Origin of the sequence: Trueperella sp. LYQ141 (genome assembly GCF_046599555.1) — a bacterium.
GTDB lineage: Bacteria > Actinomycetota > Actinomycetes > Actinomycetales > Actinomycetaceae > Trueperella.
Window position 1 is genome coordinate 1 of record NZ_JBKIWQ010000011.1, and the last position, 14,932, is coordinate 14,932.

The 14,932-nt window shown below is 53.2% G+C and carries 13 protein-coding genes and 2 tRNA genes; 6 read left to right on the forward strand and 9 right to left on the reverse strand.

Annotated elements, in window-relative coordinates:
• Positions 1-305: 305 nt before the first annotated feature.
• From ACLHIJ_RS08045 to ACLHIJ_RS08060, 4 genes are all read right to left on the reverse strand, one after another.
• Positions 306-1,217 (reverse strand): exonuclease domain-containing protein, encoded by a 912-nt coding sequence (locus ACLHIJ_RS08045; protein WP_411298895.1) that lies wholly within the window; start codon positions 1,215-1,217, stop codon positions 306-308.
• 196 nt (positions 1,218-1,413) lie between these two features.
• A complete protein-coding gene (locus ACLHIJ_RS08050; RefSeq protein WP_411297269.1) occupies positions 1,414-1,782 on the reverse strand; it encodes a PH domain-containing protein in 369 nt (122 codons plus the stop codon).
• A gap of 209 nt (positions 1,783-1,991) precedes the next feature.
• The gene (locus tag ACLHIJ_RS08055) at positions 1,992-2,198 is read right to left on the reverse strand and encodes a hypothetical protein (protein ID WP_411298896.1); all 207 of its coding nucleotides are present in this window, start codon (positions 2,196-2,198) and stop codon (positions 1,992-1,994) included.
• 180 nt (positions 2,199-2,378) lie between these two features.
• A tRNA-Gly gene (locus ACLHIJ_RS08060) sits at positions 2,379-2,452 on the reverse strand.
• 139 nt (positions 2,453-2,591) lie between these two features.
• Between ACLHIJ_RS08060 and ACLHIJ_RS08065 the strand changes: the two genes are divergently transcribed.
• Positions 2,592-2,665, forward strand: a tRNA-Pro gene (locus tag ACLHIJ_RS08065).
• An 800-nt stretch (positions 2,666-3,465) separates the two neighbouring features.
• Here the strand turns inward: ACLHIJ_RS08065 and ACLHIJ_RS08070 are convergent.
• Positions 3,466-4,083: a hypothetical protein gene (locus ACLHIJ_RS08070; protein ID WP_411297267.1), complete on the reverse strand. Its 618-nt coding sequence runs from the start codon at positions 4,081-4,083 to the stop codon at positions 3,466-3,468.
• A gap of 193 nt (positions 4,084-4,276) precedes the next feature.
• Positions 4,277-4,444 carry a 50S ribosomal protein L32 gene (gene rpmF, locus ACLHIJ_RS08075; protein ID WP_411297266.1) on the reverse strand — a complete coding sequence of 56 codons (168 nt, stop codon included), beginning with the start codon at positions 4,442-4,444 and terminating at the stop codon, positions 4,277-4,279.
• A gap of 642 nt (positions 4,445-5,086) precedes the next feature.
• Between rpmF and ACLHIJ_RS08080 the strand changes: the two genes are divergently transcribed.
• From ACLHIJ_RS08080 to epsC, 3 genes are all read left to right on the forward strand, one after another.
• Complete coding sequence (locus ACLHIJ_RS08080) at positions 5,087-5,746, forward strand: YigZ family protein (protein ID WP_411298897.1); 660 nt, start codon at positions 5,087-5,089, stop codon at positions 5,744-5,746.
• A 79-nt stretch (positions 5,747-5,825) separates the two neighbouring features.
• Positions 5,826-6,773: a cysteine synthase A gene (gene cysK / locus ACLHIJ_RS08085; protein WP_411298898.1), complete on the forward strand. Its 948-nt coding sequence runs from the start codon at positions 5,826-5,828 to the stop codon at positions 6,771-6,773.
• A 329-nt stretch (positions 6,774-7,102) separates the two neighbouring features.
• The gene (gene epsC, locus ACLHIJ_RS08090) at positions 7,103-7,678 is read left to right on the forward strand and encodes a serine O-acetyltransferase EpsC (RefSeq protein ID WP_411297263.1); all 576 of its coding nucleotides are present in this window, start codon (positions 7,103-7,105) and stop codon (positions 7,676-7,678) included.
• A gap of 305 nt (positions 7,679-7,983) precedes the next feature.
• Here epsC and ACLHIJ_RS08095 read toward each other — a convergent pair whose 3' ends face one another.
• Positions 7,984-8,445: a ribose-5-phosphate isomerase gene (locus ACLHIJ_RS08095; protein WP_411297262.1), complete on the reverse strand. Its 462-nt coding sequence runs from the start codon at positions 8,443-8,445 to the stop codon at positions 7,984-7,986.
• Positions 8,446-8,521: 76 nt separating this feature from the next.
• Here ACLHIJ_RS08095 and ACLHIJ_RS08100 point away from each other — a divergent pair, with 76 nt between their 5' ends.
• The gene (locus ACLHIJ_RS08100) at positions 8,522-10,561 is read left to right on the forward strand and encodes a M13 family metallopeptidase (protein WP_411297261.1); all 2,040 of its coding nucleotides are present in this window, start codon (positions 8,522-8,524) and stop codon (positions 10,559-10,561) included.
• A 125-nt stretch (positions 10,562-10,686) separates the two neighbouring features.
• Here ACLHIJ_RS08100 and ACLHIJ_RS08105 read toward each other — a convergent pair whose 3' ends face one another.
• On the reverse strand, positions 10,687-11,325 hold the full coding sequence (locus tag ACLHIJ_RS08105) for a disulfide bond formation protein DsbA (RefSeq protein WP_411298899.1): 639 nt from the start codon (positions 11,323-11,325) through the stop codon (positions 10,687-10,689).
• Positions 11,326-11,419: 94 nt separating this feature from the next.
• Between ACLHIJ_RS08105 and pepN the strand changes: the two genes are divergently transcribed.
• The gene (pepN, locus tag ACLHIJ_RS08110) at positions 11,420-13,978 is read left to right on the forward strand and encodes an aminopeptidase N (RefSeq protein ID WP_411298900.1); all 2,559 of its coding nucleotides are present in this window, start codon (positions 11,420-11,422) and stop codon (positions 13,976-13,978) included.
• A gap of 607 nt (positions 13,979-14,585) precedes the next feature.
• On the opposite strand, the gene ACLHIJ_RS08115 is transcribed toward pepN, so the two are convergent.
• Positions 14,586-14,831 carry a glucose PTS transporter subunit EIIB gene (locus tag ACLHIJ_RS08115; protein ID WP_411297258.1) on the reverse strand — a complete coding sequence of 82 codons (246 nt, stop codon included), beginning with the start codon at positions 14,829-14,831 and terminating at the stop codon, positions 14,586-14,588.
• Positions 14,832-14,932: the final 101 nt, after the last annotated feature.

Here is a 14,932-nt window from a genome sequence, read left to right on the forward strand (position 1 = left end):
AATCCCGACAAAAGCAACACAATTTGTCCGACCAATTAGTTGACTACAACCAACTAAAACCCCCACTTTCGCGCATCAACACAACGAAAAACCCGAAAAATAGCAACACATTTTGTCCTATAACCCGAAAACATTACACAATCTCATACAGGAACCATTCACTATTACCCCCCCCCCCCCGACACCATACAGCCAGAAAAGCAAGCAATAGCGCCACTTATCGCCTAAACATATAAAGGTAACGAGATTTTTCGTATGACCAATAAAGAGCTATGGGATGTTTATCGCTATTCTTCGATAATTCGTTAATCTGTGAGAAGATTGAAGAATTCTTCCTCCGTAATGATCCGAATAGGAATTCCCGCGTCTCGCATGCGAATTGCCGCCAGTAGCTTGCGAGAACCAGCCGATTCATCAGCCCAAACACGCGGATTTGGTACACCAACGACAAGCATAGTGGTTTTCTTTGTGAGAGATCTCTCTGGAGTGGCACCTATAGCCGCCACAAGCTCCTGCAAAGCAGAGCGCGCCGCTCTGGTAAGCGTCCCAGTAAAAAGCACCCGCTCCCCTTCAAGAGCCGCGGTATGCCCATAGTGCTGGATTAGCTCAGCAGCACTAGCCCTATCAGCAGTATGCACCCTTGTAGTAGCGTTACGGGAGCTTGAGCCATCATTTAGCCGAGTCGGATTGAGATTCTCGTATCCGTATTCTGACTGCATGCGCGCAAAAATCCGACCACAAGCCTGCGCATCTGAAAGTGCCTCGTGATGGGTAAATGATTCACCTGGGAAGTAATACGCAAAGAGCCGTTGCAAAGTGCGCTGCTCTAACCGATCACTAAGCAATCTGCGGGCCAACTGTACAGTACAAAACAGCTCATTTTCCCATCGCGGCAATTCGTATGCCCGCGCCAAACCCAATAAAACATGCCCATCAAAAGCCATATTGTGCGCCACTATCGGACGTTCACCAATGAAAGCGCAAACCTCGCCGTACACCTCATTCCACTGAGGGGCCTGTGCCACATCACTAGGGCGGATATTATGAATTCGCACGTGAACCGGATTGAAATAGTCAACATCCGGATGTGGACGTAGAAGCCGATAGTAACGATCCGCTATCTGCCCCTCACTATCAAAACGGACCATTCCAACCGAGCACGCAGATCGCCGCTGCTCATTTGCCGTCTCAAAATCAATGGCAACAAATTCACGCATACCTCAATACCACCCTGAATTACCTGCACGCCGGTCCGTTTGCTGTACCTCGTCAGCGCGAACAGTACCGATCACGCCCCGCCTAACAAATAGTAACTCTTCTTCGGTATAACAGTGCCGCACCGCCCGTGCTACTGCAGTGAACAGCAAGAAAACGAATTCTTCCCTACTGAAAGTTCGTTGCCCTATTTCCTAATCAATCCGCCAGAACCGCATGGGCGATAAGCATGTCAATCCGACGCACATCCACCTTTTTACCGACATTAACCTTGATATGCCCAGCTTTCGTCCATAACTCAATCTCAGCATTGAGATCAATCTTTCCCGCATTTTCAGTAGACCACATACATATCGACGAATACGGCAGCGAATACACTTCTACTTTCTTTCCAGTTATTCCCTGAGCATCTCGAACAATGAGGCGCTTATTTGTGAATACGGCAGAATCACGCAGTGTTTTATACGCCGAATGTGCCTGCTCCCCAGGTAAGAGAAGCGGGACAATATCAGCAGGGACCGGCACTTCTTCAAAGAAAGTCCATTGTGTAATCGCGGAAAGCTCCATCTATCTACCCCTATCGTTTATCAACACGTCCTCGTGTACTAACAAAATACGACCTATACGGCACAGCCTCTTTCAGGATATATGAAATCCGTAGAAGTTTTACCTATTTATACGGAAACACGCTCTTTATATAAGGAGCTATCTTTAACTATCAGGCAATATATGCACGACGCCAAGAACGTCATTTTTACTCAATCAGCATGGCATCTTCACACAGAAAATTCTGGCACTTTCTCGTAGTGCCATACATCAATGGCATTAAATTCCCTATGAGCGCGCAAAACTAGCTTTATAGCCCCAACACAGTGATAGGCAAGCACATTCACGTCTTTCACACCGACGAAACGACACATCATCACTTCAGGATTAACAATGGCGAAGATGAAAGCACACTGACGCTTCACCTCATAAAGCATGGGCCATCGCCACCATTTCTTAAAACACCATGCCCCGCCACAAACCGAAACGACAAAAATGCCCAAAATAAAAACACCGTTTGCTGTAGACGATCTCTACTCATTCACTGAATATCACCGCAGGGATATAACCACAAAGGCGTAAATGCGGAACATGCCTGGTTAAAAACCAGGCAATCATGGAGCGAGTGACGGGAATCGAACCCGCACCATCAGCTTGGAAGGCTGAGGTTCTACCATTGAACTACACTCGCACAACGCCACTATCTGTAACGTAGCGAATCTGAGTCTAACAAGAATATTGCCCAGACCAAAAGCTCCCGGCGTGATTTATCACTCATCATAGAGTTCAAAATTCGTTCCCAGCCCCACTCTCCCCTAAGATAGGCGAGACGGGGTATAGCGCAGTTTGGTAGCGCGTCCGCTTTGGGAGCGGAAGGTCGCAGGTTCAAATCCTGTTACCCCGACGGTAAGCCGCTGTCTTCCATGAAACTACCGAAGGAAAACAGCGGCTTTGTTGTACCCCTGCCCGCACACCCTGGTATTTCCTGATATACCCAGGAAAGCATGCAGGAGAGTTGGTAATTCACGGCTGACTTTCAGTAGATCAGGGGAACTCGTCAGATCAAGGGATCTCGCCAGATCAGGGGCTTTTATTAAGCGGGCACCCTTCATCAGATCAGGAGTTCTCGTTAGCTGGGGGGCGATCTTCATTAGAACGCTTCCCCTTAGATAGATACCGCGTCTTACCCCTGATAAAAGCCAAACCTTACGCCAATATATCCGCTACCTTGCGGTCAGGTACAGGAGAATCCATCTACCGATAGCGAGCATAGCCGTGATTTCGAATGAGCCACGTATTGCCCACGGCACAGCTAATTCCGGCCCTCCCCTTTTCCTTTCTAGCCTGCAGAGCGAAACTTATCTGAAAGCGGGCACTGATGAGAATACCCACTGGTCACAAGCACTGGGAACACGATAACTGACTTATGCTCGGTTATCGTCGGTTTTTAATATTGGCGTCAATATTGCACCCAGACTCCGTATTTTCTGAGATTCATACGCACACCACAAGAACGCGCAAAATGGCACGAATCAATCCTCGGGAACACGCCAGCACAGCGCACCCACGCCCACAGCGCTAACTACGCGGGCACTACCGCCCGACTCTCAATCTCCCTATATCTTTACGCCCCAATACACGCCCCCAATGGCACACTCGCACCCAGGTACCGCGGGGGGGGGAGAGAGGGGCGGCATCCCACAATTACTCGTGCGTTTTGAAGGAATCCATCAGACTCGTTGCGGCTACTGCATTTTGGCTATCGCGACCCCACGTTGTAACTTCGTAGACCTTTCCGTGAACCGTCACTACATATACGTATGCCTGATATGTATCAGTGGTGACGCGGAACGTCGGGTATTTATGTTCACCGGCAGAGCGATAATCGAGATAGGTCACACTACCCGCCGACAACCCAAGATTAGCCTGCAAATGTTCACCATAAGCAGCCGGATCGCCTAATAATCGTTCAGCCCCAATGTAATTTATAGATAATTCTTGTGAATGATCCGGATTCGCAACCGTTATCGGCATCTGATCTGCTGGGGAAGAAATCGGTGCCCACTGCGCCGGCACTTTCACTTCGAAAGCGTTATCCCCCGCAAGATACACAGTGCCATCTGCCTCAGGATGCGAGGCAATATGGCGCGCAGGATCCGCTGGAGCTGTTTGACTCGGGTTTGCCGGAGCGTCATCACTCCCCTGATTATCGGAAGCGCTGTGCTCCTGCGACTGCGCCGGCGTATCCGGAGACGCTGAATCTGTACATCCGGCGAGCAAAAATGCCGCCACAGTTACCCAAATAATTTTTCGATTACGCATAGCACTTCTCAGCCTACTCCGAAGAATGACGCAGCAGGTACTACATTGAACTGACTGTCTGCCACGAATAGCTCGACATTCCTCACCCATCGATTATATTGCTTGAATTCAGCACCACCTATAGACCACAGGTATGCATGAAGGCCTCAGCATTACTAACTGAGACCTTCAATATCAACGTAGCGTTGAGCGCTTAACCGAGATCAATAAGACCCTTCTGCGCAGCCCTTGCCAGGCGACGCGGAACGCGCTTCTCACGCCCACCAACGCGAACGGGCTGAAGCTGGGTCAGCTCAGCCTTCCACTGGGAGCGGCGAGAGCGGGTGTTACTGCGAGACATCTTGCGCTTGGGAACTGGCATATCCAACCGCTCCTTTCAATTCTCCAGACCTTAGGTCTCTCTTATGCGCGGTATTCCGCGCAGCCAAAGATCCACTTTACTAGGTCTGGATTAAATCGCCATAATGATACGTCTAAGTGTGCTAGGAAACACGCACATATATGCCTGACGGAGAATATGCATGCCGACGAGCTATCACTTGACGCCGATGACCTATCATTTCAACGCTGATTATCTTATAGCTATACGTCTGCCTAACCTTATCCGCACAGCTTGCCTGATGCATATCTACAGACAATCTACACACCTACTATAACCCGCCTACCTACAGATATAGCGCTACCCCGACTTATATAAAACTTGCCTCTGCCGCGATCCTCAGCCAAACCAATCCGTATTCTGCCTGGAGCGCATAGCCAAAGAATCAATCCCTATCACCACTCATGACGAAAGCTCCTTTCAGCACTCCCGTCAATACCTCATGCCCAATTACTCAAAGCACCCCCGACAGCCCCCTTCTACGCACATCTCTCATCCCACGTGACCACACATAGCACGAGCGGAGGCCATAACATCAGGCATACCGCTATTTATGCCACCGCGCCGTGCGCTACGCACCCCAGAAACTGACATTTCCGCCCGCAAACTGACATAATTGACCCCATGACGCATCTGCGCCTCGCCACCTACCAAGAATTACGCGCCGAAATAGAAATAAAACGATCGCGCTTTATTACCTGTATCCGCCGAGTGGATAACGAGAGCGCCGCACGCGACCTGGTAGCGCACGCCCGCGCAGAGTTTCCCGATGCTCGCCACCATTGCAGCGCCTTTATTGTGAGCATGCCAGATGCCAACCCGATCCTACATTCCTCTGACGACGGGGAACCCTCTGGAACAGCGGGGCGCCCCATGCTCGACGTTCTCCTCGGCGCTCATCTCACTGATATTGCCGCTGTTGTCATCCGATATTTTGGCGGGACTCTCCTGGGAACAGGCGGATTAGTTCGCGCATACTCCGAATCCGTCAAAACAGCCTTGGAGCAGGCTCATTTCGTCGAGCTTATCGCCCACCACCACCTGAGTATTAGCGTCCCCCATGCGACTGCCGGAAAATTAGAATCCGATTTGCGCGCTCGGGGATATACCGTGATGGACGTGGTCTACCAACCCACCGGCGCACTTATGCATATTGCCGCCCGTGACGATACTGCATTCACCCGAGATCTTGCCGAATTGACCACAGGAGCTATTACTGCCGATCATCTCGGTATCGTTCAGCGCGAACAACCTATCGCATGCCGAACAGTACAATTACAATAAGTCCCGATAATAGAAAATTGCATTACATGCGTGCGTCTATGTCTACTGGCCAGACGCCCCACACGGAAAGGATCGGGAGATGCGAATTCTCAATAGTGCGACTGAACTGGTTGGCAACACCCCACTGGTACGCCTTAACCGAATCATGCCCAAGGGATCATCCGTCCTTGCCAAACTGGAATACTTCAACCCAGCACACTCCGTCAAAGATCGTGTCGGCCTAGCCATTATTACCACTGCTGAGCGATCAGGAATCCTCCAGCCCGGCGGCACCATCGTTGAAGCCACCTCAGGCAACACCGGAATCGCTCTCGCTTGGATCGGTGCAAGCCGCGGCTATCGCGTCATTCTAACGATGCCTGCCTCCATGTCATACGAACGTCGCGCTCTCCTGCGTGGCTTCGGTGCGCAACTCGTCCTCACCGATCCCAGTACCGGCATGAAAGGGGCAGTTGACCGCGCTCAAGAAATCGTCGCAAGCACACCTGGCGCTATTCTGGCATCGCAATTCACCAACCCTGCCAACCCGTCAATCCACGAAACCACAACCGGCCCAGAAATCTGGCGAGATACCGACGGGCAGGTAGACGTACTCATAGCTGGCATCGGAACTGGTGGAACAATCACCGGAACTGGCCGCTATCTGCGGCAAAAGAATCCCGATTTACACATCGTCGGCGTAGAGCCAGAAGCCTCTGCCCTGCTCTCCACCGGAAAAGCAGGCCCGCACCCCATCCAGGGCATCGGCGCAAACTTCATACCCGATGTGCTTGATACCGAAATTTTTGACGAGATCGTCGCTATCGGCGGCGATGACGCCATTGACTTCGCTCGTCAGGCTGCACATCGCGAAGGTCTGCTCGTAGGAATCTCCAGTGGTGCCGCTTTAGCTGCCAGCTATCGCGTTGCCAGCCGCCCAGAATATGCCGGAGCGAATATCGTAACGATCATTCCCGACTTCGGCGAACGTTACGTATCAACTGCCTTGTTTAGCACCGACGATGATAGCGAGTATTCCAGCCAGTAGCGGCAGCCATAGCTGACACCAGTTAAACTGACGGTACTAATGCACCCAGTTAATAACAGAAAGCCTACTTGCTGTTATTTTCTCCCGTGCTATTGCCATTATTACCGCAACTAGGTCAGCTATAGCCTGCTAATACGTCGCTGTTCACTGGATCATTGGCCAGCTAATCTTTATGCTATCCAGACGAGCCACGACATCGGCGCTGTTCCGCGAGCGCACATGGCAGCATGAGCGAACAGCACGCACCTTGCCCAATTCAGCTAAAGCCTAAACACCCGTCTAACGGTCAGACGATTGCCTTACCTTTGGACAGAAGAACAGGATATTCCATGACTCAACCCCGCCTCCTTGCTGCTATGCGTGAGGATCTGCATGCAGCACTCAACCATGACCCAGCCGCTCGGTCTGCTATGGAAGTTTTCCTCACCTACCCTGGCGTCCATGCCGTATGGGCGTATCGAGTTGCTCACCGCATGTGGCAACGCCATGATCGGCTACGCTTACCTGCCCGTATGCTGACCCAGTTCATGCGGGCTATCACCGGAATTGAGATTCATCCGGCAGCCGAACTGGGGCGCCGCCTCTTCATTGATCACGGGATGGGCGTCGTTATTGGCGAAACCGCAGAAGTTGGGGATGACGTCGTTATCTTTCACGGGACGACGCTCGGCGGCACCACCATGCAAAGCGGGAAACGCCATCCCACCGTGGGCAATCGAGTCACCATTGGATCGGGTGCGAAAGTTCTCGGCGCAATCACTATCGGAGATGACGTCAGTATTGGCGCAAATGCCGTTGTCGTCAAAGATGTTCCTGCTAACAGTACTGCCGTCGGCATCCCGGCGCATGCTCGAACAAAAAATATCGCCGAACCAGGTATTGATCCGGCGATATATCTCCCATGAGCACTGCAGCAAGATAAGCACATCCGAGCAATCCTCATGCCGTCTCGTATTGCCAACCGACGATCATCAGCACACCCAGCGGCATAGAACCAGCGCACACACGGAAAATCGGCTGAGTTATGCACGCGCGCGGCATACCCGAATCGCCTCAGGATGCTACAGCGAAATGCGCTACACCCAAGGTGCAACGCAGGAAACGTAAAAGGTGATGGCGGAAAGCCTAGAAAGGGCAAGCAACCCCGCTTTCCCTCACCCAGACGTGGCAGCCCAGATACGACGCGATACGCCTCCGCCGTTTCTTCCGCTTACTGGAAGTCCCGCTTGCCTTGCTCGTAGTCGCGCATCATCTCAATCCGAGATTGATGGCGAGATTCCGGGTCAAAACCCGTGGCAATAGCAACCTCAACGAAGCGAGTAGCCTCTTCTATTGTGTGTTGGCGCGCTCCAATAGAAATAACATTCGCATTGTTATGCGAACGAGCAAGCTCCGCAGTTGATTCATTCCATACCAGCGCGGCACGCACACCAGCGACCTTATTCGCCGCCATCTGCTCACCATTACCAGAGCCACCAATCACGATGCCCAACGATCCCTCATCGGCAACTGTTGCTTCGCCAGCGGCGAAACAAACCGGCGGATACGCATCCAGGGCGTCGTATTCGGTGTATCCATGGTCAATTACCTCGTGACCTGCACTGCGCAGATGCTCAATAAGATGCTGACGAAGTTCAAAGCCGGCATGATCGGCTGCAATATGTATACGCATAATGCCACTATACTCCTAAACATACCCAGGGAACTCACCGTAGGATCCGTTCCCCTAATGATTGAAGGATGCTTCTATGACTCAACCATCATTCGCTGGATTGGTCGCCGGTTTAGACCACTCCATCCGCCCGCAAGATGATCTGTTCCGTCATGTTAACAACACCTGGATGGACGCAAACGACATACCAGCAGACAAACCCCGAACCGGCACGTTTGATATGTTGCGTGACCAAGCCGAACTCGATGCCCGCGCGCTCGTTGAAGCCGAAGTTGCTCGTGCCCACGCCTTAACTGAGCCAGATGCCGATCCAGAAGAAAAACGTGCATTTGAAGGAACAGACGCTCACAAGATTGCCCTGTTCTACGAATCATTCATGGATGAAGACCGCATTGAAGGTATCGGGGCAAGTGCACTCGATGACGATTTCGCCATCATCGACGAAGCTACCGACCGAGCTGCCCTCGACCTTGCCGTTGGACGCCTCATGGCCACCAATGTATCGGCTCCTTTCGCCTGGACGGTCGAATCTAACCCTGATACCCCCACCCAGTACATTACATGGCTGGCACAAGATGGGCTTGGCTTGCCTGACGAGGCCTACTACCGATCCGAAGAATATGCTGAGTACCTAGAGAAATACGAGAACTTCATTCCGCTTCTCTACTCGCTGGCAACCGGAGAAAATGACGCAGTATCCAAAGACGCCGCCCGCGATATTCTGAACTTTGAAAAAGCTATCGCCGCACATCACATGACAGTCGTTGAGGCCCGCGATGCAGATAAGACGCACAACATCATCGCATGGGACGCCTTCATCGACAGCGCACCCGGATTCGATTGGGCAACCGTATTGGATGCGCTCGGCCTCAACGCCGAAATTGCCCCAGAATTCATGGTGATGAATCCCGACGCACTGCGCGGATTTGCAGCCGAATGGGCTAAAGCAGAGCTATCCGTATTAAAGACGTATCTGCGTTGGCAAGTCATTCTCTCGCGGGCACGCTACCTCAACAAAGATATTGTGCAAGCACACTTCAATTTCTATGGCAAGACTCTCAGCGGCGTGGAAGAAATGCGTGACCGTTGGAAGCGTGGTTTAGATTTCGTTGACGGAGCAATCGGATTTGCCGTCGGTAAGCTCTTCGTTGACACGCATTTCCCGCCTCGCAGCAAAGAAATAATGGGGCAACTCGTCGCCGATCTCCTGGAAGCCTACCGGCAATCCATCAGCGCACTCGATTGGATGACCGACGAGACCCGCGAAAAGGCCCTCGCAAAGCTATCAACCTTCCGCACCAAGATCGGATACCCCGACTCCTGGCGAGATTACTCTGCGTTGGAAGCCAGCGACTCCCTCATGAGTAACGTTCGCAACATAGCCCGTTTCGAGATCAACCGCCAATTCGCTAAGCTCGGCGGCCCTATTGATCGAGACGAATGGCTCATGACGCCGCATACCGTCAACGCCTATTACCACCCTCTCGTCAACGAGATCGTTTTCCCGGCTGCAATCCTGCGCCCACCATTCTTCGATCCAGACGCAGATGCCGCCCTAAACTATGGGGCAATCGGAGCCGTTATTGGGCATGAAATCGGGCACGGATTCGATGACCAAGGATCAAAGTATGACGGAGATGGTCGGTTAAATAATTGGTGGACCGACGCCGACCGCAGCGAATTTGAAAAACGGACGGGAAATCTGGTCAGCCAATACAACGCATACATCCCCGCTCAACTTGGCCCGGATAGCCCACACCACGTCAACGGCGAACTGACTCTCGGGGAAAACATTGGCGATCTCGGCGGCCTCTCCATCGCATTAAAAGCCTACGACATTGCCATGAAACGCGATGGTCATGCCAGTGCTGCACAAGCCGACGTCATTGACGGATACACCGGAATTCAGCGCGTATTCCTCTCCTGGGCACAGGCATGGCAAAGCAAAGTACGCGACGAATACGCCATCCAGATGCTCGCCATTGATCCGCACTCCCCTGCCGAATTCCGCTGCAATGGGGTCGTGAAGAATATCGATGCCTTCGCAGAAGCATTCGACGTACACGAAGGTGACGCCCTCTACCTCGCTCCGGAACAGCGCGTCCGGATCTGGTAGATAAAAATCGAGCAAAACAGCGATAGCTGCTAAGGAATATATGGACTGATCGGCGGTATTGCACCAAAAGCAATACCGCCGATCAGCATAGACCAGCTCTTATCCGGCTGACCCTCACCTAAGATTTACGACTGCAGGCTCTGACCTTCCGGCACGGCGAAAATCGGAGGTACCGTGCGAGTCCGTTTCAGCTCATAAAAACCGTCAATCATCGTGGCATTAACGACCGCATCCCACAGGCGTAAAGCCTGCTGCCCCGTCGGCGCCGGAGACAACACCGGCCCAAATATTCCTCGATCACCAAAGCCAATGATCGGCACCCCAACATCCGTACCAACCAGCGCCCGCCCGACCTGCGTCTGCTGCCGCAAAACCTCGTCATAGCCTCCATCCAGCGCCCGCTGCCCCACCTGAGCATCGCCGGTCACCTCAGCTATCGCAGCCACAACCTGCGCCACCTGCGCCGGCTGCTCCGAGCCATGAATCATCTGCCCAATACGGGTATAACACTGCCCCAAAAGATCCGGATATTGCTCATACACACCAGCACACAGGCGCGACCACACCGATCCATGCGCCAGATGATCCCGATACTCCTGAGAAATATCCGCCCCCTCATTAGCAAACAACAAGGAATACGGATGCCAGGTGATCGACAGCGACCGGCACTGTGCCACCGAAACCAGCCAACGCGAGGTAATCCACGTCCACGGACACGACGGATCAAACCAAAAATCAACATCTCGAATATCATCAATGCTCATAGCCACATCGTATCCTTTCCCTCCTCTCAGTTATCGGCTCACCCCCACTCGCGCGTAGACTAGGAGCCGATATTGTCCAGGAAAGAAAGATGTTATGCCTGCAGAAAATCTCACGCGCAGCGAAGCTGCCGAACGCGCTGACCTGCTCCAAACCGAAAAGTATTACGTCGCTCTTGATCTGACGGGCGATACCACGTTCCGTTCACAGACGACCGTCACATTCACCGCCACAGCCGGCGCTGATACCTTTATTGATCTCATTGCACAATCCGTCGAACAGATCACCCTCAACGGCGTCGAACTGCCCGTCTCCGCTTTCGCCGATAGCCGCGTCGCGCTGTCCAATCTGGCCGAACACAATGAGCTATACATCGACGCCACCTGCGAATACTCCCACACCGGAGAAGGCCTACATCGCGCAATTGATCCAGCCGATAACGAAGTCTACCTTTACTCCCAATTTGAAGTGGCCGACGCCCGTCGGGTATTCGCTGTCTTTGAACAACCAGACCTGAAAGCCGAATTCACTTTCGACATCACCGCACCGGCACGCTGGAAAGTCTTTTCCGTCTCACCGACGCCAGAGCCCACCCGCGATGGCGAATACGCCCGCTGGGTATTCACCCCCACTGAGCGAATCTCCCCCTACCTGACCTGTATCATCGCTGGTCCATACCTTGGAGACACCGGAAACTACACCTCAGTTGATGGGCGAGACATCCCAATGGGCGTCTACTGCCGTGCCTCTGTCTACGAGCACCTAGACGCACAAGAAATCATCGACATCACCATCGCCGGCATGGTCTTTTACGAAAAAGAATTCGACGTCCCCTACCCATTCCGTAAATACGACCAAATCTTCGTGCCAGAATTCAACGCTGGCGCCATGGAACATCCAGGATGCGTAACCATTTTGGACGATTACGTATTCGTCTCTCGCCCCACCGAAGCTATCGTGGAACGACGAGCCATCACCGTCCTACACGAACTAGCTCACATGTGGTTCGGCGATCTCGTCACCATGAAATGGTGGGATGACCTGTGGCTCAACGAGTCCTTTGCCGAATTCATGAGCCATGTGGCCACCGCCAATGCAACCCGTTGGACCAACGCCTGGGTAACTTTCAACGCCTCCGAAAAAGTTGGCGCTCAGCAACAAGATCAGTTGCCCTCCACCCATCCCATCGCAGCCGATATTCGCGATCTAGAAGACGTCCTAGTGAACTTCGACCAGATCACTTACGGTAAAGGCGCCTCCGTATTCCAGCAGCTCGTTGCCTATGTGGGCTACCACGCTTTCATGAGTGGCGTATCGAAATATCTGAAGAAGATGGCCTGGTCCAATGCCACCTTGCGCGATCTGCTCGTCGAACTTGAAGCCGCCTCCGGGCGTGACCTGCGCACCTGGTCTGCCCTGTGGCTCGAAGAAGCTGGAATCAACACCTTAACTCCGCGAATCGAAACTGACGGCACACGCATCACACGTTTCGCCATCGAACAAAGCTGCGACGAACACGCCTCGCTGCGCCCACACCGCATAGCTATTGGCGGCTACTCGCTACGCGAAGGCAAACTCGTCCGAGTGCTGCACAGCGAACTCGATATTGACGGCGAACTCAGCGATGTTCCGGATTTCGCAGGAGCAGAACGCCCCGACGTGATCCTCATTAACGATGGCGACTTGGCCTATGCGAAAGTGCGCCTCGACGAGGAATCTGCCGCGGTTGCTCGCGATCATATCAACGACTTCTCCGATAGGCTCACGCGCACTCTCGTTCTCGATTCCATGTGGGATATGTGCCGTGACGGCGAACTACCAGCCCGCGATTTCATCGCTCTAGCCCTTAACGCACTTCGCACCGAAGATCACGGCACCGTACTGCGTTATCTGCTTGCTGAGCTCACTCTCGCCGCCCGCTTATACACCGCACCTGAATACCGCCAGGAGGCAGAACAGCTCGTTGGCACCTCGCTCTTTGAGCTGCTAGCTAACTGTGAGCCAGAATCTGATCGTCAGCTCCAAATCGGCATGTCTGCCGTCAGCTTTGCCACCGCGCAAAGCGATCTGGACCGTATCCACAACTGGCTCTCCGGCCACGACGTACCTCCAGGGTTGATGATCGACGCCGAATTCCGCTGGGTAATCCTGCGCCGCTTGGCAGCCGTCGGGCGGATCACCGAAGAAGATATTGCCACCGAAAAGAACGAGCGCGATAACACTTCCTCGGGAGCTGCCAGTGCTGCCCGAGCCCGCGCCGCACTTTCCGATCCGGCCAGCAAGGAAACCGTCTGGCGCGATATTATCGCTGGGGAAATGCCGAACTCTATCCACCGTTCTCTGTGCCTCGGCTTTACCGACGGCGACGCAGAACTGTTAGTTGCCTTCGTTGATCGGTACTTCGGCGCACTCGTTGAGCAGTGGGAGGATCGCACCGTCGAATTTGCCTCAAGCTTTATTCGGCACACCTTCCCCACACAGCTCACCGGCATGGACGTCTGCGTCGATATTGTCGAACGTACCCAAAACTGGTTGGAAGAACATTCGGATGCTGCGCCTGCGTTACGGCGGCTCGTCTCTGAGAATCTTTCTCGGGCGCAACGCGCACAGCACGCCCAACGTTGCGATACCCAGGCAGCCCGCCACGACCAGTAATATCTCGCAAGACCAACACCACAATCGGAATATACGAAAGCTCTGATACGTCACAGCATACGAATAATCCGGTACACGTGTGGGGCAACCGCCTGGTTGCCCCACACTCTTTATATCTACTTACTCTTTATATCTACCGTCCACGTCATCTTTTTCATACAGTTTTTACGCAATGCTAATATCGGCAAACTCGCCACCAGCGCCAATATTAGGCCGCAATGCCAATCATGGAGGCTAGTTTTCCCGCCCCGTGCAACATGTCCACATTCGCCCGTCTGTTAATCACTTGCCTAAGACGCAAACACGTTCGCCTTAGCGGTAAATAAACTCGGCACAGAAAACCCACAAACTTACCGAATCAAAAGAGAATAACTACACGCCCGCTCCAGCTCGGCACACGAGCCAGCAATATCGGCCAGCAAAAACCAAACCGCAATAAACTCACCGGCTAGGGGGCACGCCCTGCGCGAAGCCAAGATATAAACGAAAACCGGCATAGTGGCTTGCCAGTAAAAACCGCAACCGCGTGCGCAGAAAACTCCCCACGCGGCACGCAACTACCTCACACCCTCACAGGCGAACGCTTTAACAACGACGAGGACGCTTCTTACAACTGGCGCTGCCCGGGCAGGAGGCACATCAACGCCGCAGCTATCTCCTCAGTTGCCGGCCCAAGGATTACCTGCACTGCACCGCGCTGCACGACAACTCCGATCGCGCCACATTCCCGCACTGCCCGTTCATCAACATGGCGACTATCCACAACAGCCACCCGTAACCGAGTAATCGCCGTCTCGACGCTAGTGATATTGACTCGACCGCCTAAAGCGGCCAGCAAATTCTCCGCGTCCATCCCGGCTCCCCTACTCAGTTACCTCGTATATCCTCTCAGTCTATCTCCTGCATCCGGATTTGCGGGGTTGTCTCGTCAATCCGCCTACCAGATCCCAATGA

Excerpts from the sequence above, each read along its gene's own strand:
- ACLHIJ_RS08045 (WP_411298895.1), bottom strand. The coding sequence starts at position 1,217 with ATGCGTGAATTTGTTGCCATTGATTTTGAGACGGCAAATGAGCAGCGG.
- ACLHIJ_RS08050 (WP_411297269.1), bottom strand. The coding sequence starts at position 1,782 with ATGGAGCTTTCCGCGATTACACAATGGACTTTCTTTGAAGAAGTGCCG.
- ACLHIJ_RS08055 (WP_411298896.1), bottom strand. The coding sequence starts at position 2,198 with ATGCTTTATGAGGTGAAGCGTCAGTGTGCTTTCATCTTCGCCATTGTT.
- ACLHIJ_RS08070 (WP_411297267.1), bottom strand. The coding sequence starts at position 4,083 with ATGCGTAATCGAAAAATTATTTGGGTAACTGTGGCGGCATTTTTGCTC.
- rpmF (WP_411297266.1), bottom strand. The coding sequence starts at position 4,444 with ATGCCAGTTCCCAAGCGCAAGATGTCTCGCAGTAACACCCGCTCTCGC.
- ACLHIJ_RS08080 (WP_411298897.1), top strand. The coding sequence starts at position 5,087 with ATGACGCATCTGCGCCTCGCCACCTACCAAGAATTACGCGCCGAAATA.
- cysK (WP_411298898.1), top strand. The coding sequence starts at position 5,826 with ATGCGAATTCTCAATAGTGCGACTGAACTGGTTGGCAACACCCCACTG.
- epsC (WP_411297263.1), top strand. The coding sequence starts at position 7,103 with ATGACTCAACCCCGCCTCCTTGCTGCTATGCGTGAGGATCTGCATGCA.
- ACLHIJ_RS08095 (WP_411297262.1), bottom strand. The coding sequence starts at position 8,445 with ATGCGTATACATATTGCAGCCGATCATGCCGGCTTTGAACTTCGTCAG.
- ACLHIJ_RS08100 (WP_411297261.1), top strand. The coding sequence starts at position 8,522 with ATGACTCAACCATCATTCGCTGGATTGGTCGCCGGTTTAGACCACTCC.
- ACLHIJ_RS08105 (WP_411298899.1), bottom strand. The coding sequence starts at position 11,325 with ATGAGCATTGATGATATTCGAGATGTTGATTTTTGGTTTGATCCGTCG.
- pepN (WP_411298900.1), top strand. The coding sequence starts at position 11,420 with ATGCCTGCAGAAAATCTCACGCGCAGCGAAGCTGCCGAACGCGCTGAC.
- ACLHIJ_RS08115 (WP_411297258.1), bottom strand. The coding sequence starts at position 14,831 with ATGGACGCGGAGAATTTGCTGGCCGCTTTAGGCGGTCGAGTCAATATC.